The 21,424-nt window shown below is 40.8% G+C and carries 23 protein-coding genes; 21 read left to right on the forward strand and 2 right to left on the reverse strand.

Annotated features, from left to right (window positions below):
* The first annotated feature begins 4 nt into the window (after window positions 1-4).
* The 6 genes from xseA (at window position 5) to recN (ending at window position 5,513) form a co-directional block, all read left to right on the forward strand.
* Entirely contained in the window at window positions 5-1,339 is a 1,335-nt protein-coding gene (gene xseA / locus IGI64_RS03925) for an exodeoxyribonuclease VII large subunit (RefSeq protein WP_429939546.1), read from the forward strand.
* 3 nt (window positions 1,340-1,342) lie between these two features.
* Window positions 1,343-1,567, forward strand: a complete 225-nt coding sequence (locus IGI64_RS03930; RefSeq protein WP_016624156.1) for an exodeoxyribonuclease VII small subunit — start codon at window positions 1,343-1,345, stop codon at window positions 1,565-1,567.
* Between the two features lie 2 nt (window positions 1,568-1,569).
* Window positions 1,570-2,457, forward strand: coding sequence for a polyprenyl synthetase family protein (locus tag IGI64_RS03935; protein ID WP_429939547.1), 888 nt, complete (start codon window positions 1,570-1,572; stop codon window positions 2,455-2,457).
* A gap of 8 nt (window positions 2,458-2,465) precedes the next feature.
* Complete coding sequence (locus IGI64_RS03940) at window positions 2,466-3,278, forward strand: TlyA family RNA methyltransferase (protein WP_016624154.1); 813 nt, start codon at window positions 2,466-2,468, stop codon at window positions 3,276-3,278.
* 76 nt (window positions 3,279-3,354) lie between these two features.
* Complete coding sequence (gene argR / locus IGI64_RS03945; protein ID WP_034862039.1) at window positions 3,355-3,804, forward strand: arginine repressor; 450 nt, start codon at window positions 3,355-3,357, stop codon at window positions 3,802-3,804.
* Window positions 3,805-3,821: 17 nt separating this feature from the next.
* On the forward strand, window positions 3,822-5,513 hold the full coding sequence (gene recN / locus IGI64_RS03950; RefSeq protein ID WP_429939548.1) for a DNA repair protein RecN: 1,692 nt from the start codon (window positions 3,822-3,824) through the stop codon (window positions 5,511-5,513).
* Between the two features lie 182 nt (window positions 5,514-5,695).
* Here recN and IGI64_RS03955 read toward each other — a convergent pair whose 3' ends face one another.
* Together IGI64_RS03955 and IGI64_RS03960 are read right to left on the reverse strand one after the other, a co-directional pair.
* Window positions 5,696-5,812 carry a DUF4044 domain-containing protein gene (locus tag IGI64_RS03955; RefSeq protein ID WP_080120480.1) on the reverse strand — a complete coding sequence of 39 codons (117 nt, stop codon included), beginning with the start codon at window positions 5,810-5,812 and terminating at the stop codon, window positions 5,696-5,698.
* 73 nt (window positions 5,813-5,885) lie between these two features.
* Window positions 5,886-6,842 carry a magnesium transporter CorA family protein gene (locus IGI64_RS03960; RefSeq protein ID WP_016624150.1) on the reverse strand — a complete coding sequence of 319 codons (957 nt, stop codon included), beginning with the start codon at window positions 6,840-6,842 and terminating at the stop codon, window positions 5,886-5,888.
* Window positions 6,843-7,031: 189 nt separating this feature from the next.
* Here IGI64_RS03960 and IGI64_RS03965 point away from each other — a divergent pair, with 189 nt between their 5' ends.
* From IGI64_RS03965 to IGI64_RS04035, 15 genes are all read left to right on the forward strand, one after another.
* Window positions 7,032-7,400 (forward strand): DUF3397 domain-containing protein, encoded by a 369-nt coding sequence (locus tag IGI64_RS03965; RefSeq protein WP_016624149.1) that lies wholly within the window; start codon window positions 7,032-7,034, stop codon window positions 7,398-7,400.
* Between the two features lie 244 nt (window positions 7,401-7,644).
* Window positions 7,645-8,076: a division/cell wall cluster transcriptional repressor MraZ gene (gene mraZ / locus IGI64_RS03970; protein WP_429940751.1), complete on the forward strand. Its 432-nt coding sequence runs from the start codon at window positions 7,645-7,647 to the stop codon at window positions 8,074-8,076.
* Window positions 8,077-8,096: 20 nt separating this feature from the next.
* Window positions 8,097-9,059: a 16S rRNA (cytosine(1402)-N(4))-methyltransferase RsmH gene (rsmH, locus tag IGI64_RS03975; RefSeq protein WP_429939549.1), complete on the forward strand. Its 963-nt coding sequence runs from the start codon at window positions 8,097-8,099 to the stop codon at window positions 9,057-9,059.
* A 4-nt stretch (window positions 9,060-9,063) separates the two neighbouring features.
* A complete protein-coding gene (gene ftsL, locus IGI64_RS03980) occupies window positions 9,064-9,468 on the forward strand; it encodes a cell division protein FtsL (RefSeq protein ID WP_016624146.1) in 405 nt (134 codons plus the stop codon).
* Window positions 9,469-11,658: a penicillin-binding transpeptidase domain-containing protein gene (locus IGI64_RS03985; RefSeq protein WP_429939550.1), complete on the forward strand. Its 2,190-nt coding sequence runs from the start codon at window positions 9,469-9,471 to the stop codon at window positions 11,656-11,658.
* A 23-nt stretch (window positions 11,659-11,681) separates the two neighbouring features.
* Window positions 11,682-12,644 carry a phospho-N-acetylmuramoyl-pentapeptide-transferase gene (mraY, locus tag IGI64_RS03990; protein WP_016624144.1) on the forward strand — a complete coding sequence of 321 codons (963 nt, stop codon included), beginning with the start codon at window positions 11,682-11,684 and terminating at the stop codon, window positions 12,642-12,644.
* 13 nt (window positions 12,645-12,657) lie between these two features.
* The gene (murD, locus tag IGI64_RS03995; protein ID WP_429939551.1) at window positions 12,658-14,043 is read left to right on the forward strand and encodes a UDP-N-acetylmuramoyl-L-alanine--D-glutamate ligase; all 1,386 of its coding nucleotides are present in this window, start codon (window positions 12,658-12,660) and stop codon (window positions 14,041-14,043) included.
* Window positions 14,044-15,135: an undecaprenyldiphospho-muramoylpentapeptide beta-N-acetylglucosaminyltransferase gene (gene murG, locus IGI64_RS04000; protein WP_429939552.1), complete on the forward strand. Its 1,092-nt coding sequence runs from the start codon at window positions 14,044-14,046 to the stop codon at window positions 15,133-15,135.
* A 15-nt stretch (window positions 15,136-15,150) separates the two neighbouring features.
* The gene (locus IGI64_RS04005) at window positions 15,151-16,227 is read left to right on the forward strand and encodes a cell division protein FtsQ/DivIB (protein WP_429939553.1); all 1,077 of its coding nucleotides are present in this window, start codon (window positions 15,151-15,153) and stop codon (window positions 16,225-16,227) included.
* A 150-nt stretch (window positions 16,228-16,377) separates the two neighbouring features.
* On the forward strand, window positions 16,378-17,703 hold the full coding sequence (gene ftsA / locus IGI64_RS04010; protein ID WP_016624140.1) for a cell division protein FtsA: 1,326 nt from the start codon (window positions 16,378-16,380) through the stop codon (window positions 17,701-17,703).
* Window positions 17,704-17,725: 22 nt separating this feature from the next.
* On the forward strand, window positions 17,726-18,967 hold the full coding sequence (gene ftsZ / locus IGI64_RS04015; protein ID WP_016624139.1) for a cell division protein FtsZ: 1,242 nt from the start codon (window positions 17,726-17,728) through the stop codon (window positions 18,965-18,967).
* 16 nt (window positions 18,968-18,983) lie between these two features.
* A complete protein-coding gene (locus tag IGI64_RS04020; protein ID WP_016624138.1) occupies window positions 18,984-19,655 on the forward strand; it encodes a YggS family pyridoxal phosphate-dependent enzyme in 672 nt (223 codons plus the stop codon).
* Window positions 19,656-19,674: 19 nt separating this feature from the next.
* Window positions 19,675-20,331 (forward strand): cell division protein SepF, encoded by a 657-nt coding sequence (locus IGI64_RS04025; RefSeq protein WP_429939554.1) that lies wholly within the window; start codon window positions 19,675-19,677, stop codon window positions 20,329-20,331.
* Window positions 20,332-20,346: 15 nt separating this feature from the next.
* Complete coding sequence (locus IGI64_RS04030; protein WP_429940752.1) at window positions 20,347-20,616, forward strand: YggT family protein; 270 nt, start codon at window positions 20,347-20,349, stop codon at window positions 20,614-20,616.
* An 18-nt stretch (window positions 20,617-20,634) separates the two neighbouring features.
* On the forward strand, window positions 20,635-21,417 hold the full coding sequence (locus IGI64_RS04035; RefSeq protein ID WP_034862031.1) for an RNA-binding protein: 783 nt from the start codon (window positions 20,635-20,637) through the stop codon (window positions 21,415-21,417).
* The last annotated feature ends 7 nt before the right edge of the window (window positions 21,418-21,424 follow it).

A 21,424-nucleotide genomic window follows, 5' to 3' on the forward strand; every position in this document is an offset into this window, starting at 1 on the left:
AAGAATGGCTCAAGAATATTTGAGTGTTACAGCATTGACGAAATATTTAAAAAGAAAATTTGATGCAGACCCTTATTTGGAACGTGTTTATCTAACAGGCGAAATCTCTAATTTTCGTTTGCGGGCAAATGCACATCAGTATTTCAGTTTGAAAGATGATCACGCCAAACTATCAGCTATCATGTTTAAAGGCGCCTTCCAAAAATTGAGATTCCAGCCAAAAGAAGGAATGAAGGTCTTAGTTGTCGGCAGAATCTCTCTCTATGAAGCTGGCGGTTCGTACCAAATCTATGTCGAACACATGGAACCAGATGGCGTAGGTGCATTGTATCAAGCCTTAGAAGAATTAAAAGAAAAGTTGATGAAAGAAGGACTTTTCCAAGGACCCAAAAAACAATTGCCGAGATTTCCTAAAAAAATCGCTGTTTTGACGAGTCCAAGCGGCGCCGTGATCCGCGACATCATTACGACGGTCAAACGAAGATATCCGATTGCACAATTGGTTCTTTTTCCAACAGTCGTCCAAGGAAACCAAGCCGCAGATGACGTGGTGAAAAATATCAAGCGTGTCGAAGAAGCAGGCGATTTCGATACGATGATCATTGGCCGAGGCGGCGGGTCGATCGAAGATTTATGGCCCTTCAATGAGGAACGTGTCGCGCGCGCGATTTATCAGGCGCAAACACCAATCATTTCTTCTGTCGGACATGAAACAGATACGACGATTGCAGATCTTGTAGCGGATGTTCGTGCAGCGACACCGACAGCAGCTGCGGAACTGGCTGTACCTGTTTTATCAGAAGAACTTTTGCGGATCAAAGAGCGTCAAAGTCGTTTAGAGCAAGCTTTTTTGCGACAGATCCAACGCAAGCAGGAACGTTTTGCTCATTCAAAAAATTCCTTTGTTTTTCGGCAGCCGGAACGTTTATATGATGGACAAAATATCAAATTAGATCAATTGAGACAACGACTGATGCAAATTGCTCAACAGACTTATTATGCTAAAGAGCGCCAAGTTCTTCAGCTGAAACATGAACTAGAACAAAATGCACCGATCCACAGAGTAAAAGAAGCACGACAAGAAACAACTTATCTTGCGACCCGTCTGGAAGAAAAAATGCAGCAATATATGCAGCAAAAACAAGTTCGATTCCAAAATACCGTCCAGTCCTTAGATCTACTGAGTCCTTTGAAAATCATGAGTCGAGGTTACAGCTATACGACGGTGGAAAAACAGGTCATAAAAAGTATCAAAGAAGTGGCACTGGAGGATGAAGTGACGATCCATTACCAAGATGGGCAAGTCAAAGCGCGGATAAATGAAATACAAGGAGAGTAATCCATGGAAAATCCAACATTTGAAGAATCTCTACAAGAATTAGAAAAAATCGTTTTACAGCTTGAACAAGGCGATGTTCCATTAGAAGAAGCCTTGGATGCATTTAAAAGAGGTATGGAACTAAGCAAACAATGTCAAGATACTTTGGCAAAAGCAGAAAAAACACTGACAAAAATGATGACAGAAGCCAACGAAGAAGTGGTTTTTGATACGAATGAGGAGTCTTAAACATGCTGTCAGAATTTTCAACGAACCATTTACCGTTAGTTGAACAAGAAATGATCCGATTTTTGGAAGAACACACAAATCATCCAAAATTGAAGGAAAGCATCCTGTACTCTATCCAAGCAGGAGGCAAACGCATCCGTCCGCTTCTTTTGCTGGCTGCCGCTGCTTCTTTTGGCGAACCATTAACAGACGCAGCCTATCAAACAGCAGCTGCGTTGGAAATGATCCATACGTATTCTTTGATCCACGATGATCTGCCAGCAATGGATAATGATGATTTGCGCAGAGGAAAACCAACGAACCACAAAGTCTTTGGCGATGCCCAAGCAATCTTGGCAGGCGATGGTTTGCTGACTGCTGCTTTTCAACTTGTCACGATGGCACATCTTGAAAGTGATCAAAAATTACTCTTGCTGCAGCAGCTTGCTTTGGCTAGCGGGACAGAAGGCATGGTCGCTGGACAGTCTGCAGATATCGAGAGTGAACATAAACAGCTTACTTTGGAAGAATTGGCAGCAATCCATGAACGTAAAACTGGTCGTCTGATCGAATTTGCGCTTTTAGCTGGCGGGATTTTAGCAAATCAGCCAGAGGAAATCGTCCTTATTTTGCGTAACCTTGCAAGCCATCTAGGGTTAGCTTTCCAAATCAAAGATGATCTTTTGGATGTAATAAGTACGACCCATGAACAAGGAAAACGGACAGGTAAAGATGCAGCAATGGGAAAAAACACCTATCCTAAACTTTTGGGATTAGAAGAAGCTTTCACCGCATTAGAGCAAGAAATCGAAGCTGCAAATGGATTGATCGAAACACTTGAACAGAATGTATCTTCATTTGACGGAACGCTTTTAAAAGAAACGATCAAGTTATTCGAAATCAAGAAGTGAGGAACAACATGGAAAAAGAACGAGTAGACTTGCTGGCAGTCAAGCAAGGATTATACGAATCAAGAGAACAAGCAAAGCGGGCGATCATGGCAGGTCTGATCTACAATGAAAAAAATGAACGTTTTGATAAACCAGGAGAAAAAATCGATATCAATAATGAATTGCAAATCAAAGGAAAGAAACTTCCTTATGTTTCGCGAGGCGGTCTGAAACTAGAAAAAGCATTAAAAGTCTTCGATTTGTCCGTTGAAGGAACGACGTTATTGGATATCGGCGCTTCAACTGGCGGTTTTACGGATGCAGCTTTGCAAAATGGTGCGAAAATGAGCTATGCACTGGATGTAGGCTACAATCAGTTAGCTTGGAAATTAAGACAAGATCCGCGAGTCGAAGTCATGGAACGTGTCAACTTCCGTTATTCTGTGCCAGAAGATTTTCACTTGGGACAGCCTGAGACAGCAGTTATCGACGTCTCATTCATCTCATTGAAAAAAATCCTGCCGCCGCTGCACGCTATCTTAAAAGAAAACGGCGATGTCATCGCTTTGATCAAACCGCAATTTGAAGCTGGCAGAGCTTCTGTCGGCAAAAAAGGAATCGTCCGCGATCCTGCCGTCCATGAGCTTGTGCTGAAAGATGTTTTGGCATTTGCTGCTGATCAAGGATTCGATGTCCTGGAACTTAGTTTTTCACCGATTACTGGCGGCGAAGGAAACATTGAATTCCTTGCCCATTTGAGAAAAACCGCTGATCAGGGGAAAATCAGCGAAACGATCGATCCTCACAATGTTGTCGAACAAGCACATAACCAATTCAACTAGCTGCTATACAGCAAATAGTTCAATAATTCTTCACTGCAGCTGCAGAATGTATGGAGTAAAGGAGCGAAAGAAGTCTATGAGAAAAAAAGATCGTCATCGTCTGATCACTCGTCTGCTTAATGAGCGGGATATCAGAAAACAGGAAGAATTTGTAGAAATCCTGAAAAGCAAAGGAATCGCCGTAACACAAGCAACGATTTCCCGTGACATCAAGGAATTGAAATTGATCAAAGTCCCTGCGGCAGAAGGTGGTTATCGTTACAGCCTTCCAGCAGAGACAAATGAAGATGTCCATGTGAAGTTAGAAAAGTTACTAAAAGATGCATTTGTTTCAGTAGATCAAATGGAAAAATTCGTTATTTTGAAAACATTGCCGGGGAATGCTTATGCGGCAGCGAATTTGATCGACAAACGATACAAAAAAGAATTGTTTTCAACTATCAGTGATGATGACAATGTTCTGATGATCACTCGTACAGAAGAAGACGCCCGACTTCTAAAAAAAGATTTCCTATTATATCTTTAAGCTGAGGGGAGTACGCAATGTTACAAGAGATAAGTATTACGAATTTTGCGATCATTCCAGAACTGCGGCTGTCGTTTCATGAAGGGATGACAGCTTTGACTGGTGAAACCGGTGCGGGGAAATCGATCATTATCGACGCTCTTGGTTTATTAGCGGGCGGAAGAGGCTCAAGCGATTATATTCGCCAAGGTGCAGACAAGTGTATCATCGAGGGGTTATTTGAGCTTCCAGAACAAGCAGAATTCAAGGTGTTGATGGATGAGCTTGGATTGGAGACGGATGACAGCAATTTGATTGTTCGCCGAGATATGTCATTAGCCGGAAAAAATGTTTGCAGAGTCAATGGACATATCGTTACTTTAGCAAATCTGAGACGCATCGGCCGTTTTTTAGTAGATATCCAAGGACAAAACGAGCATCAAGAATTATTGCAGCCGGAATATCACTTGCATTTATTAGATGAATTTGGCGATGCAGCCTTTTTAAAAGAAAAAGAAGCTTATCGCGCAAGTTATGAAAAGTATCGGGAATTAGAAAGAAAAGTGCGCAAGATTCAAAACAGTGAAAAATCGTTCGTCCAGCGAATCGATATGCTTCATTTTCAGCAAGAAGAAATCGCGGCAGCAGAACTTCAGCCTGGAGAAGAAGAGCAGCTGATCGAAGAACGTGATAAACTAAGCAACTATCAAAAAATCGTCGACAGCTTGGCTTTTGGCTACGCCGCATTGAACAATGAAGATCAAAGCAGTGTGGACAATGTAGGAGCAGCGTTATCAGAACTTCAAGGAATTGCCCACTTGGATCAAGAGTATGAGCAAATCGTTGAAAACGTCCAAAGTGCGTATTATCTGCTGCAAGATGCGATAGGAGATATCAGCCGTCAAATCGATCATCTTGAACTAGATGAAAACCGCCTGGAAGAAGTGAACCAGCGTTTAGAACTGATTCGCCAATTGAAACGAAAATACGGAGATACGATCGAAGCGATTTTGGATTACTATGAAGAAATCACAAAAGAATTGGCCGCTTCTGATTTTTCAGAAACACAACTAGAAAACATGCAGAAAGAATTAGCCGCACAACAGCAAAAACTGGAAAAACAAGCGAAAGCACTGCATGCGAAGCGTGTAACGATTGCCCAGAAATTAGAGCGTGCGATTCTTCATGAGTTAAAAGGATTATATATGGAAAACACAGAATTCGAAGTTCGCTTTTTGAAAGAAGAGACACATCCATTCGATCAAAACGGTATCGACCAAGTAGAATTCTATATCACGACTAATCCTGGGGAACCATTGAAGCCATTGGTAAAAGTCGCTTCTGGCGGGGAGCTTTCCCGTGTATTGCTAGCGCTGAAAACGATTTTTTCTTCAACACAAGAATTGACGAGTATTATTTTTGATGAAGTGGATACAGGGGTCAGCGGACGTGTAGCCCAAGCAATCGCAGATAAAATCGTGCAAATCTCGCGGAATTCCCAAGTATTGTGTATCACACATCTGCCGCAAGTCGCTGCCGTGGCAGACTATCAATATTATATCGTGAAACAAATTGAAGAAGGTCGGACAAAAACAACGGTGACCGAATTGAAACCGTCAGATCGTACGCAAGAGATTGCTCGGATGTTAGCCGGAAGTGAAATCACACCGTTAACAATCGAACATGCAAAAGAATTGCTGAAACTAGCAAAAAAAGGAGCCGCAACTTAAAAGTTGCAGCTCCTTTTTTTATATTCAGTTTGCTTGAAGCTGAACAGCTTATTCACAACCTGATAGACGGTGTTCATGAAGCTGACTTTCGGCATTAAGCTTTTATTCCGCAAAACATGAAAAGCTGTTTTGCGGAATAAAAGAGTCTTAATGCTCAAGCCAGAACGCTTCATTCACAACCTTTACATCACACTCATTACAGCTGTCAACACGACTGATCCAATCGTCAAAATCAACATCGTCCATATTACGACTTTGGTAACTTTTGCAAAAGTACTTGTTTGTTTTTTTTCGCCCATAGACTAATCATCCTTAAGTATTTATTTAGCTTAAGTGTACAATGTTTTAATGGTTACTTCAAGGACAGAAGGATTACAAAAGATTTTTTTTTCGTAAAATATAGGCAGTGACGGCGCAAAGAACGATTGTCAAGACGCCTAATAGAAAGAACGCATCGTTTCGTTCCGCAATTGGCAGCTTTGTATTCATTCCGTACATCCCGCTGATGATCGTAGGTATCGTTAAGACGATCGTGACTGATGTTAAGATTTTCATAATATTGTTCAGATTATTCGAAACGATGGCGGAAAAAGTCTCATTCATCTGTTCTACCAATTTCAATTGGATACGAGAAATCGTTGAAGCTTGTTTTGTTTCAATGATCACATCTCTTAAATGATTTTTAAGCAAATCGTGTTCTTGAAAATGCGCATTGTCGGTCAGTTTTTTCAAAGCATGCAAGTTGGCTGAAGTTGCTGCGTCAAAGTAGACCAAACTTTTTTGGATATCCATCAACTGATAAAGCTGGCTGTTTTCAGTGGCTACTTGCAGCTGGCTTTCAAGACGGTCGCATCGTTCTTTCAATGTCACTAAGTATTCGTTATAGGAAATCGTGATATACCAAGTCAGTTGAAACAAAATATTTAATTGCGGCGAGATATCTGTTTGGATAAATGAATGATCAAAAACTTTTTTTAAAAATTGTGGTTCGTGATTTCCAATTGTGATAAGCTTCTTTTTGGGAGTCACAATAATAGAAAAAGGATAGATATCGATTTGGAAATAACCGCTGGGACTTTTTTTCGCGAATGGGTATTGGAGCAGAAGCAGTGCAGGTTTTTCAAATTTTGCTTGATTGAATTCTTCTACACGTGAATTTTCTGCATCATCTAAAACCGAAGTGATATAGTCTGCCGGCAGATCGAATTTTTCGATCAAATGTTCAATTTCTTCTTTGGTAGGATGTTCTACACAAAACCAGACTGTTTCCTCTGTTTCAGTTTCTGTTTTCTTTAATTTTTGATTCTCCAAATGCAAATATTTAATCATGAGTATTCTCCTATCCGTATGTAAGTAGTCTTTGATTCAAGTATAACGGATGGTGAGAAAGAATACTGGAATAATGATTACAGCAGTTCTTAAAATGTCAAGAAACACAACAAATTTAAACTAATTGAAACAGCTATGTAAAATACTTACAGTATACTTTTAGATAGCTAGGCAAGAAGGAGTTTTTTTATGGAATCTTTTACACCAATCGTTTTGTTTTGGTATATATTTCCTGCAATCGCAGTATTCGGCTGTCAATTTCTCGTTAAATTATTCGCGTTAGACCGCCGCTTTAAAATCAAGGCACCTGATTTATCTGTTCCATTTTTATGGGGCGGCATCCATGCGCTGTCGACGAACATGTCAGATGTTTCGATTTTGCCGTTTTTTATTATCACCGTGTTACTGTTAGGGATCTGTATTGCTGTTTTCCAAGCCTATTATTATGAAGAGATTCTATATCCCCGCTATTTTAAAATGACTTGGCGCCTCGTATTTTTATTGACAGCAGCTTTGTACTTCCTATTGATCATAATGAACATCATCCACTACCTATAAATAATCCAATTAAGTGTAATGATTCCATCTGATCGCTAAAAAAAGAGTAGAAATGTTATATATTTACAAGTGGCTGGAGCAATGAATCGAAGAGATCAATGTCCCAGCCGCTTTATTTTTAAAAAAAGAATTAAAAATAGTTATAAATAAAAAAGTTCTCTCCTTGATTTTCTAGAAAAGGTGGTAGAAAGTGGGGGATTGTGGTAGACTAATTTTAGTCAGTGGAGGAATGGGGGGACTTTCAATGTTCATGGGCGAATACCGTCACAATATTGATGCAAAAGGCCGCTTAATCGTGCCCTCAAAACTGCGTGAATCTCTCGGCGAAAAATTTGTTGTCACCCGCGGATTAGACGGCTGTCTTTTTGGCTATCCTATGAGCGAATGGCAAGAATTAGAAACAAAGCTGAATGAGATGCCCCTAGCGAAAAAAGATGCGAGAACATTTGTACGCTTCTTTTATTCAGCTGCCACTGAATGTGAACTTGATAAACAAGGGCGGATCAATATCCCCAGTACTTTAAGAAATCATGCTTCGCTTGCAAAAGAATGTGTCATCATCGGTGTGTCGAACCGGATCGAGATTTGGGACGAAGCACGTTGGCAGGCATTTTCTGAAGAAGCAGAAAGCAATTTTGATGAAATCGCAGAGAATATGATCGATTTTGGATTATGATAGTAGAAAGAGGTTTGGAAATGACCGAGAAATTTCAACATTACACAGTTATGCTAAAAGAAACTGTTGACGGGTTAGCAGTCAAACCGAATGGCGTTTACGTAGATTGTACGCTAGGCGGAGCCGGACACAGTGAATATTTATTGAGCCAGCTCGAGCCTGAGGGACATCTTTACGCATTTGATCAGGATCAAAAAGCGATCGATCATGCAAAAGTCCGTTTAGCGCCCTATGTTGAAAAAAAGATGGTCACTTTCATCAAAGCAAATTTTCGTGAACTGCGTGAACGGCTGGAAGAATTAGGCGTTTATGGTGTTGACGGCGTTTTGTATGATCTAGGCGTTTCTTCTCCCCAGCTTGATGAAGCAGAACGCGGATTCAGCTACCATCAAGATGCTCCATTGGATATGCGGATGGATCAGGAAGCAGACTTTTCAGCTTACCATGTGGTGAATGACTATTCTTACCATGAATTAGTCAAAATATTCTTCCGTTATGGTGAAGAAAAATTTTCTAAACAAGTGGCACGGGAAATCGAACGTGCTAGAGCAGAGAAACCGATCGAGACAACGGCTGAACTTGTTGAGATCATCAAAAAAGGAATCCCTGCTCCTGCAAGAAGAAAAGGCGGACACCCGGCAAAACGTATTTTCCAAGCGATCCGAATCGCCGTGAATGACGAATTGGGTGCCGAAGAAACTTCTTTAGAACAAGCAATCCAATTGCTGAAAGTAAATGGAAGAATCAGTGTGATCACTTTCCATTCTCTCGAAGACCGTATCGTAAAAACAATGTTCAAGGAATACAGCACAGTCGGCGATCTTCCGCCGGGGTTGCCAGTCGTACCGGAAGAATTTCAGCCGGAATTGAAAATCGTCAACCGCAAACCGCTGCTTCCATCTGAAGAAGAATTAGAAGAAAACAATCGATCACGCAGTGCAAAACTGCGTATAGCAGAAAAAATCAAAGTGAAAGAGGAGTAGAAGAATGGCAGAATTAAATAAACTACAAGAATATCCATATGACCTTCCAGAAATGGTTGAACAACCAGATTATTATCCACTGCCAGATTCTACCCCCGAGCGTGAGATAGAACTTCCGCAATCACCGGCAAAGCATCTGAGAAAAGTTTCAAATCTAGAAAAATTGTCGATTGCCGGCATGATTTTTGCTGTGATCGCGTTGTCTATTTTTACGATCATGCTGCGTACGAACATCAGCGGCTTGGAAAACGATATTACATCGATCCAATCAGAAACAACGATCAAAAAACAAGAAAAGAATAGTTTAGAGCAAGAGAAAAGTGAACTTTCTCGCACTGAACGTATTAAACAAATCGCAGAAGAAAAAGGATTGTCGATCAATGATGACAATTTAAGGAAAGTGAAGTAAATGAGTCTAAAAAACAAATTTCGGCGGTTTATGGGCAAGAAAAATCTAAATCCGATGAACAATCGCAAAAAAGTAGGTATCATTTTATTTGCTACGAGTATTGGATTGTTCTTTTTATTTGCCATCCGTCTTTCATACATCGTTATAGGAGGCCATGTTGCCGGCACTTCTTTAGCAGAAAAAACCCAACAGCTTTATCAGGGAAGTCAAGTCGTCAAAGCAAAGCGAGGTACGATTTATGATCGTAACGGTGTCGCGATTGCCGAAGATGCAACTTCTTATTCGATCAAAGCAATTCTTTCAAAAACGTTTACTTCTGGAGACAAGAAGTTTTACGCAGAAGAAAAGAATTTTGATAAAATCGCAACGATCCTTCATGACAATTTGTCAATCAGCAAAAAAGATGCCTTGAGTATTTTAAAAAATGGTGCAGACAAAGAATTATACCAAGTAGAATTCGGCAGTTTCGGGAAAAATATTTCTCAAGAAACGAAACAGACGATCGAAGATGAAATGAAAAAAGCAGATATGACTGGTCTTTATTTCGACGAGCATCCTGCCCGCATGTATCCAAATGGCACGTTCTCTTCTCACTTTATCGGCTATGCTGTAGCAAATAAAGAAGATAACGGATTGGAAGGCAAACTAGGGATCGAAGCAGCATACAATGATATTTTGAGCGGAACAGACGGAAAAATCATTTTCCAAAAAGACAATGCCCAAAATCCTCTGCCAGGTACAGTTGCCGAAGAAGAACCAGCAATCGATGGTCAAGATATCTATACAACATTAGATAGCAGATTACAAAGTTATTTAGAAACATTGATGGACCAAGTGGTAAAAGAATATGAACCAGAAGAATTGACAGCCACACTGATGGAAGCAAAAACAGGAGAAATCCTTGCAATGGGGCAGCGTCCAACCTTCAATCCGGAAACAATGGAAGGTTTGACTGGCGAAGATGCTGTCTGGCGTAATTTCTTGATCCAGGATACTTATGAACCAGGGTCTACAATGAAGGTCTTTACAACAGCTGCTGCTCTTGATGAAGGCAAATTCAATGAAAATGAAACATTTGTCTCTGGTAAAATCGAAGTTGCAGATGCAACGATCAACGATCATGACTTTGGCGAAAAAGGAGTCTTGACGATGCGTCAGGCACTTTCTTGGTCAAGTAACGTCGGAATGGTCATCTTGGAACAAAGACTAGGCGGAAAATGGTATCAATATCTGCAAAAACTAGGCTTTGGACAAAGTACCCATTCTGGTTTAGATGATGAAGTTTCAGGCTCACTGCCAACGGATAATATGGTTGACCGAGCAATGAGTGCTTATGGTCAAGCGGTCGGTGTAACAAACTTCCAAATGATGAAGGCATTCTCTTCTATCGCAAATAACGGAACGATGCTGCAACCGCGTTATATCAGTAAAATCGTTGATCCAAAAACAGGAAATGAACGTACGACGCAACCAGAAGTTGTTGGACAGCCGTTTACAAAAGAATTAACACAAAAAGTACGTGAATACATGCGCGACGTCGTAGAAAGTGAAAATTACGGAAGTGCCTATGGCGTATACAGTGTACCTGGTTACAACATTTCAGCAAAAACAGGGACCGCGCAGATTGCTTCTGAAAAAGGCGGCTACTTGCAAGGCGATACAGCATACCTTTACTCAATCGTTGAGATGGTCCCATCAGAAGATCCTGATTTTGTTTTGTATATCACGATGAAACATCCAAAAACATATGACCGAACAGCTTTAGCTAAAATCGCCAACCCATTGATGAACCGTGCGATGGACTTTAGAGAAAGCGAACAAGAAACAACAGAAGAAACACAAACAGAAAAAGTAAAAGTGGAAGATTACCGCAATTTAGATCCAAACGTTGCAGCAGCGGATGTACAAAGACGCGGCTTGCAGCCAATAGTGATCGGCGACGGCAAAAAAGTAACAAAACAATCCACTGAAAACGGCGACGAATTGATCACCGGCGAACGATTGATTCTTTTGACAAACGGCGACAAGCTGATGCCGGATGTTACTGGCTGGTCAAAAGCAGATATCATGAAACTAGGAAAAATCCTAGGAATCGAAATGACATTCGATGGTGACGGCTACTGTACCGAACAGAGCTTAGCGCCATTTGAAAAAATCACTGAAGATAAATTAAGCTTTACTTTAGAATAGAAAAGAAATAGGAGAGAATAAGCATGGAGTGGACACAAGCATTAATCCCCATTGTTAGTAGTTGTGCAATGACCGTAGCGGTAATGCCGCTATTTATCGGCTACTTTCAAATGAAAAAACAAGGTCAGGCGATTCGTGATGAAGGACCGAACTGGCACAAAGTAAAAGCCGGAACCCCTACGATGGGAGGCTTGGTGTTCCTTGTTGCAGCGATTCTTACAGGAATCTGGGTCGGTGCTTGGCTTAATCAGCTGACTCCAACGCTGTTCATCTTATTGTTCGTTCTTGCGCTTTATGGCGCAATTGGTTTTCTAGATGACTTTATAAAGATTTTCAAGAAACAAAATTTGGGTCTGAAATCTTTACAGAAATTGATCGGACAAATCGTAGGCGGATTGATTTTCTATTTTGTCTATCTTTCAGAAAACTATTCAAATACATTAAACTTCTTTGGTATCGAGATTCCATTAAGTTTGATTTACGGATTATTCGCTATTTTCTGGCTAGTTGGTTTTTCTAATGCCGTTAACTTGACAGATGGAATCGACGGCTTAGTTGCTGGTTTAGGAACAATCTCATTCGGTACTTACGGTATCATTGCTTGGCATCAAGGACAGATCGATGTTTTAGTTGTTTGTCTAAGTGTCTTAGGCGGGCTACTTGGTTTCTTTGCTTACAATCGCAAACCTGCCAAAATCTTTATGGGTGATGTCGGCTCATTAGCATTAGGGGGACTTTTGGCAGCAATCTCGATCATGTTGGATCAAGAGTGGACATTACTGCTGATTGGGTTGATCTATGTCATGGAGACTGCCAGCGTGATGCTGCAAGTTACTTCATTCAAATTGACTGGAAAAAGAATTTTCAAAATGTCGCCGATCCATCACCATTTTGAGATGAGCGGATGGTCTGAGTGGAAAATCGATATCGTATTTTGGCTGGTAAGTCTCGTGATGTCAATCATCACGTTGTGGATCGTTTGGTAGGAGATGACTGGATATGAAAAAAATTTCAACATACGAAAATAAAAAAGTACTCGTTCTAGGACTAGCAAAAAGCGGCTTCAGTGCAGCAAAATTACTGCATGAACTTGGGGCGCTCGTAACAGTAAATGACGGAAAACCCTTTGAAGAAAACGCAGAAGCACAAGATCTACTGACTTTAGGGATCAAAGTAGTGACAGGAAGCCATCCAATTGAATTATTGGATGAAGAATTTTCTTTAATGGTCAAAAATCCTGGTATTCCCTACAGCCATCCCCTTGTTGCCAAAGCAGAAGAGATGGGTATCCCAGTCATCACAGAAGTCGAATTGGCTTATGAAGTAGCGGAATGTCCAATCATCGGAATTACAGGTACGAACGGCAAAACAACGACCACGACGATGATCGGCTTGATAATGAATGCTGAAAAAGGAAGCGGAAAAGCTCGGTTAGCAGGAAATATTGGTTTTCCTGCTAGTACAGTAGCACAAGAAGCAAAACCAGAAGATAAAATCGTTATGGAACTTTCAAGCTTCCAGTTAATGGGAGTAACGGATTTCCATCCGAATGTTGCAGTGATCACGAATATCTATGAAGCTCATTTGGATTACCACGGTACACGTGACGAATATGTCAAAGCCAAATGGAATCTGCAAAAAAATATGACAGAAAATGACTTTTTGATTTTAAACTGGAATCAAGAAGAATTAAGAAATCTAGCCAAAAGAACCAAGGCACAAGTACTGCCTTTTTCAACAACTGAAAAGTTGGAAAAAGGGGCTTATTATGCGGATGGTGTTATCTACTATGACCAAGAAAAAATAATGGATGCTTCAGATTTAGGTGTTCCTGGTGCCCATAATATTGAAAATGCATTAGCAGCAATTTCTGTTGCTAAACTATATGATATCTCAAATGAAGCCATCCAACAGACACTGAGACTTTTCCACGGCGTAGCCCATCGTACACAATATGTCGATGAAGTAGCAGGAAGAAAATTCTACAATGACTCAAAAGCAACCAATATCTTAGCAACAGAGCGTGCACTCAGCGGGTTTGAACATGAATCACTGATTTTATTAGCCGGCGGATTAGATCGCGGTAACGGATTTGATGAACTTGTGCCGTCATTGAAAGGGATCAAAGCGATGATCGCTTTTGGCGAAACAGCAGACAAGTTAAAAGAAGCAGCTGAAAAAGCAGGTATACCAGTCATAAAAGAATCAGCAAATGCAGAAACAGCAGTTGCGGAAGCTTTTGAGGTAAGCGAGCCAGGAGATACGATCCTGCTTTCACCAGCGAATGCCAGCTGGGATCAATACCCTAATTTTGAGATACGCGGAACGAAATTCATGGAAGCTGTCGAAAAATTGAAAGAAAATGGAAGAAATGAGCGGAAGTAAATGAAAATTTTAGTCACAGGAGGCGGAACGGGTGGGCATATCTACCCGGCGCTGGCTTTTGTCAATTATGTAAAATCAAAACATCCCGACGCTGAGTTTATGTATATTGGAGCAAAAAGAGGTCTGGAGAACAAGATCCTCCCAGATACAGGGATTCCTTTCCATACACTGGAGATCCAAGGATTCAAAAGAAAATTGTCTTTGGATAATGTAAAAACTGTACAGCTGTTCCTAAAAAGCATTCGACAGGCAAAAAAGATCCTCAAAGATTTTCAGCCTGATATCGTGATTGGAACTGGCGGCTATGTGTCTGGCGCAGTTGTTTATGCTTCTGCTAAATTAGGTATTCCAACGATTATCCATGAACAAAACAGTGTCCCTGGGATAACAAATAAATTTTTAAGCAGGTATGTCGATAAAATTGCGCTTTCTTTCAAAGATGCCGGTTCTTTCTTCCCAGAAGAAAAAATCGAATTGGTGGGAAACCCCCGTGCACAAGAAGTAGCTTCGACGCCTCGTTCAGATGTCTTGACTCAATATGCGTTAGATCCAGAGAAAAAAACGGTGCTGATTTTTGGCGGCAGTCAAGGATCGTTGAATCTTAATCATGCGGTCGTTGATTTTCTAGAGGAAGCCAGCAAAAAAGAATACCAAATTTTATATGCTTCCGGAGAGCGTTATTTCAAAGATGTTGAAAATGCAGCAGCCAATCACTCGTCAGCCAATATCAGTATTCGTCCCTACATAAAAGATATGGAACAGGTAATGGCAAGCTGTGATCTGCTTGTTGGACGCGCTGGAGCAACCTCAATCGCTGAATTTACAGCGTTAGGTCTTCCAGCTATTTTGATTCCTAGTCCTTATGTGACAAACGATCATCAGACAAAGAATGCACAGAGCCTTGTACAAGCTGGTGCGGCGAAGATGATTACAGACAGCGAATTGAACGGTACCAAGCTGCTTGAAACGATTGATGAAATCATGTCAAATGAAGAGCAGCAGTCAAAAATGTCCGAAGCATCTAAAAATCAGGGAATCCCTGATGCTTCTGAACGACTATACCAATTAGTTCAAACTCTGATTAAAAAATAGAAAGCGGTGGTCTGAGTGAGTAAGAAAAAAGAACCAGAGAATTTACCAAGTTCATCTTCCAATGATGAACAGCTGACTCCTTGGCAAAAGGCCAACCGAATGTATTTGAATCGAAAATCAAAAAAGAAATCTGAAACAGAAAATGACGATCCGGATCAAACGATGAATGAATCGGAAGAGCCGGAAGAAACAGGAAAAACAGAAGAACAAGCAAAAGAAACAGCAGTCATACACACGGAACAGGAAGAGAACGAACAAGAATCAAGAGAAAACGGACCTTACAATGGTTCTTTCGTCAAACGATTGCCTAACTTGAAAAGTCAGCGCAATAAAGTGCTCATTCGCCGGTTGTCACTGATTATTTCGATTTTGCTGATCCCGCTGCTCTTTTTCATTTACTATGTTTCTCCTTACAGCAAGTTAGCTGCGGTCGATGTTTCAGGAAATACGGTCGTCTCCAGCCAAGAAGTCAAAGAGTCAGCAAACTTGACTTTAGGCAGAAATTTCTGGCCTCAATATTGGCACAAGCAAGAACACATAGACCGCTTGAAGGAAGAACAGCCTCGAATCAAAGACGCGTCTATCAAGATCAGTTCAATGAACCATTTCAAACTGACTGTATCTGAGTATAAAGAAGTTGCTTTAGTAGCAAAAAATAATGACTATTCTCCAGTATTGGAAAATGGGACTGTTTTAGACGAAAAAGTAGAAAATCCAACGAAAAACCTGCCGATCCTAGAAGGTTTCGACAGCGATAAGAAAATCAAACAGCTGATGGAGCAATACAACAAGCTGTCATCAGAATTGCAAAAAGCGATTTCTGAGATCAAGTACACGCCTACTTCAAGCAACAAAAATCTGCTTCTTTTATACATGAATGATGGGAATCAAGTAATCATCAATATTACAAATCTCCCAGATCAGATGAAATTTTATTCACAAGTTGCAAAAGAAATGGACGAAAAAGGAACGATCGACATGGAAGTCGGAATCTTTTCTTACCCTAACGAATCAACGGAAGAAACAGGTCAAACCGAACAAACCGAACAGACGACCCCCGCAACTGAGAACAATTTGGATGAAAATGAATAAAACAGTTGTAAAAAGTAAGAATCTACTTTCTAAAAACCAGTAATTTGTGTTAGAATTGGTAGCAGTGAATATATATATTAAAGTATATTTTAAAACGGACGTTAGTTGTTCGCTTGTATATGGAATAGTAAGTAGGAGGGAACCCCATTCATGGCAAAAACAGGAATGTATGTAGGCCTTGATATTGGAACGACATCTGTCAAAGTTGTCGTGGCTGAATATATCGACAGCCAAATGAATATTATTGGAGTAGGAAACGCAAAATCAGAGGGGATTAACCGAGGCATCGTCGTTGATATCGATAAAACAGTCCAAGCGATTCAACGAGCAGTACGACAAGCAGAAGAAAAAGCAGGCATCCAAATCAAAGCTGTAAGTGTAGGGCTTCCGGCGAACATGCTTGAAGTCGAAAACTGCCAAGGAATGATCGCGGTAAACGGAGAGTCAAAAGAAATCACTGATGAAGATGTCCGCAACGTCGCATCAGCTGCTTTAGTCCGTTCAATCCCTCCTGAACGCCAAATCGTGGCAATTCTGCCGCAAGATTTCACAGTTGACGGTTTTGAAGGAATCAAAGATCCGCGCGGAATGATCGGTGTACGTTTAGAAATGTTCGGTCTGTTATTTACTGGACCAAAAACTATCGTTCACAACATCCGTAAATGTGTGGAAAAAGCAGGATTAGCTGTAAATGAATTAGTGATTGCTCCGTTAGCTTTAACAGAGTCGATCCTTTCAGACGGCGAAAAAGATTTTGGAACGATCGTGATCGACATGGGTGGCGGACAAACAACCACTTCTGTTATGCACGACAAACAATTGAAATTTACAAACGTTGACCAAGAAGGCGGAGAGTTTGTCACAAAAGATATCTCTATCGTGTTGAACACATCCTTTAACAACGCAGAAGCACTTAAGATCAATTATGGTGATGCTTATCCAGAACGCACTTCAGAAAATGAAGAGTTTCCTGTAGATGTGATCGGACAATCAGATCCAGTAAAAGTAGACGAACGTTATTTGTCTGAAGTCATTTCAGCACGTATGGAACAAATTTTCCATAAATCAAAAGAAGCTTTAGATCAAATCGAAGCTTTGGAACTACCAGGTGGAATCGTTTTGACTGGCGGAGCTGCAAGCTTGCCAGGTGTCGTTGACTTGGCACAAGAGATATTTGGCGTAAACGTTAAATTGTATGTTCCTAACCATATGGGACTTAGAAATCCTGTATTTACCAACGTTATCAGCATCGTCGATTATTCTGCGAATCTGAATGAAGTATACCAGCTTGCAAAATCATCTATCACAGGAGAAAGTATCACACATTCTTCTGCCGTAGCTGAGCAAGAAACGGCACCTTCATATGACGAATATGAAGTCTCTGAAGAAACGGTTTACGAAGAACCGGCTGAACAAAAATCCGGTGAAAACGTAACAAGCAAAATCAAAGGTTTCTTTACAAATATTTTTGATTAAATCATCCTGGGAGGAATAAAATATGGAATTCTCTATTGATAATAACATCAATGACGGAGCAGTAATCAAAGTCATCGGTGTCGGCGGTGGCGGCGGAAACGCTGTGAACCGTATGATCGAAGAAAATGTAAAAGGTGTAGAATTCATCACCGCTAATACAGATGTACAAGCATTAAAAAATTCAAAAGCTGAAACTGTTATTCAATTAGGCCCTAAATATACACGTGGTCTAGGTGCCGGTTCACAGCCTGAAGTTGGCCAAAAAGCTGCGGAAGAAAGTGAACAAGCATTGCGTGAAGCCTTAGACGGAGCAGATATGATCTTTATCACTGCCGGTATGGGCGGCGGAACAGGTACAGGTGCTGCACCGATCGTTGCGGGTATCGCAAAAGAATTAGGCGCGTTAACAGTTGGTGTTGTTACACGTCCATTTACTTTTGAAGGACCAAAACGCGGCCGCTTTGCTGCGGAAGGTATCGCAAAATTAAAAGAAAACGTTGATACATTATTGATCATCTCAAATAACCGCTTACTAGAAGTTGTCGACAAAAAGACACCTATGCTGGAAGCATTCCGTGAAGCAGATAACGTTTTACGCCAAGGGGTACAAGGTATCTCTGATTTGATCACTGCACCTGGTTACGTCAACCTTGACTTTGCTGATGTGAAGACAGTGATGGAAAACCAAGGAACAGCATTGATGGGTATCGGTGTTGCCAGCGGTGAAGAACGTGTCATCGAAGCAACGAAAAAAGCTATTTCTTCTCCATTGCTTGAAACTTCGATCGATGGAGCAGAACAAGTATTGTTGAACATCACAGGCGGTTTGGACATGACTTTATTTGAAGCACAAGATGCATCAGATATCGTTGCAAATGCAGCTGCAGGCGATGTAAATATCATCCTAGGTACGTCAATCAACGAAGAATTGGGCGATGAAATCCGTGTAACGGTTATCGCAACAGGTATTGACACGTCAAAAAAGGAGCGCAAGTCTAGCCGTCCAGCTAGACAAAGCCAAATGCAATCATCTGTTCAAAAACCAGTCTTAGACTTGGATCAAGCAAAACCAGTTCCAGCTGAAGAAGAAAACAACTTCGGCGATTGGGACATCCGCCGCGAGCAGAACGTCCGCTCAAAAGTGGAAGATACAAACTTTGATACGATTGAAAAGAAAGAATTCGATACGTTCAATCGTGAAGAAACAAAATCGAACGATGATGACGAGTTAAGTACTCCGCCGTTTTTCCGTCGTAAACGATAAAGGAGAGGGAGAGCACATGATTGCTGACAACTTGCAGGAAATCGAGCAAGAAATTCAGGATTCGTGTGCTCTTGTTCATCGTGATCCAAAAGAAGTCAAATTAGTAGCTGTAACAAAATCCGTTGATTCGATAACTGCAGAACAAATCGTAAAAGCCGGTATTTTGGATTGTGCAGAAAACCGGGTAGATAAATTGTTGGAAAAAAAGCAAAACTTGGTTAAGTTTCCGAAAATAAAGTGGCATTTAATTGGTAATTTACAACGCAGAAAGGTAAAATTGATTATAAATGAAATTGATTATTTTCATGCGTTAGATAGTTTGAGATTAGCAGAGGAAATCCAAAAAAGAGCAGAGAAAGAAATTTCCTGTTTTGTAGAAGTAAACATTTCCGGAGAAGAATCGAAACACGGGATTTCACCTGAACAGATTTTTTCTTTTGTCGAAGCAGCAGCTCCATATACAAAAATAAAAATCATCGGGTTGATGACCATGGCTCCTAAAAATGCTTCTGCTGACGAGATCCACGAACTATTCGGCAACTTGCGTAATCTGCGTGATGCAGTTCAAAAAAAGGGCTATGAACATGCTCCTTGCAGCGAACTGAGTATGGGGATGAGTCAAGACTTTCCCATCGCGATCGAAGAAGGCGCTACGTTCATCCGTGTAGGGACGGCATTATTTAAATAAAACTAGGGGGGAATTACCAATGCCACTTTTGAATAAAGGAGCGATCGCTAATTTTTTTGGATTAGCAGATGAAGAAGAGTACGATTTTCACGACTATTCTGAAGCAACACAAAAAACGGCTGTCCAAGCGAAACCTGCGGCACAGCCACAAGTACAGACAAAGGTACAAACAAAGGCACAGCCAGTAAAAACGCAAGCAAAAGCACAGCCTACAAAACAGCCCGTCCAAGCAAAACCGCAGCAGCCTGCAGCGGCAGCTATGAGAACTAATGCTGTACGGGAAGAGTATGTGCAGCCAGCTGAAAAGAAAAAGGTGATCGAACTTCGCCAAGCGCCTTCTGTTCCTGTACAAAAAGAAGAAGTTTATTCAAAAAGAGCGATACAGTCTCAAACGAATGCAGCAAATAAAATCGTGATTTTAGAACCGCGCGCTTATTCTGAAGCAATGACTATCGCAAAAAAAGTGATTGCTGGAGAAGCAGTCTTAGTCAATTTCCATCTAGTCGAAGAAAAACAAGCACGCCGGATCGTTGATTTTCTTACAGGAACTGTCTATGCCTTAGATGGCGATATCAAACGTGTAGGGGATGAGATCTTCCTTTGCACACCAACTGGAGTCGAAATCGATAGTTCGACTGCACAATCGTTTGCAGATGCAAATATTTTTGATCTGTAAAGAGGAGGAAAAACAATTTTAATTTATCGTTTGCTTAATTTATTTAGTGACGCAGTTTACATTTACACTATTTTATTGATTCTTTATGCTTTGCTTTCTTGGTTTCCAGGAGGATATCAGTCAGCCTTTGGACGATTTTTAGCCAAAATATGTGAACCTTATCTTAGTTTATTCGACCGTTTGAATCTACGGTTTGGACCAGTCGACTTTACGATCCTGGCAGCAATTTTTATTTTAAATATGGCGAGCCAAGGATTGATCAGGATCATCCTTTCGATTTTATGATGAAAGAAGGTGGATTTCGTGGATAACAATATATATCAGCATTTTCGCGCAGAAGAGCGGACCTTCATCGATTCAGCAAGTGACTGGATCGAGCAAGTCCAAAGCCGTTATGCTCCTTATTTAACAGATTTTTTGGACCCGCGGCAAGCGTATATTTTAGAGACATTGATTCGTCAATCGAGTGATTTGTCCTTTTCATTTTACGGCGGATACGAACAAGCGGAGCGGAAACGCTGCTTGATTTATCCAGATTATTTTCAGCCGACAGATGAAGATTTTGATATTGCTTTGTACGAGATCCATTATCCTTCGAAATTCGCAAACCTCAGTCATGGGAAAATCTTGGGGACATTCACAGGAACAGGGGTCAAACGAGCTTACTTCGGCGATATCATCTCAGACGGCGAGCATTGGCAGATTTTTGTGGCAAAAGAAGTCAGCAGTTTTGTGACTGCACAAGTGACAAAAGTCGGAAATGTCTCCGTTCGTTTAGAACCTCGGAATTATACTGAACTTATCTTGCCGAAAGACGAATGGACAGAAGAAAGAGGAACGGTTTCTTCATTGCGTCTGGACACTGTGATTTCTGAGATATATAATATTTCTAGACAACGGTCAAAACAGCTCATCGAATCTGGGAAAGTCAAAGTCAATTGGACAGAAAACACACGTCCGGACTTTTTGCTTGAATTGTTAGACATCGTTTCCGTTAGAGGGTATGGAAGAATTCAAATCCAAGCATTCGAGGGTAAGACGAAAAAGGAAAAATATCGGTTGCTATTTGGTGTATTACGTAAATAAAACAAAA

This window comes from Enterococcus sp. DIV0210g, from assembly GCF_050559705.1.
GTDB classification, from domain to species: Bacteria; Bacillota; Bacilli; order Lactobacillales; family Enterococcaceae; genus Enterococcus_B; species Enterococcus_B faecalis_A.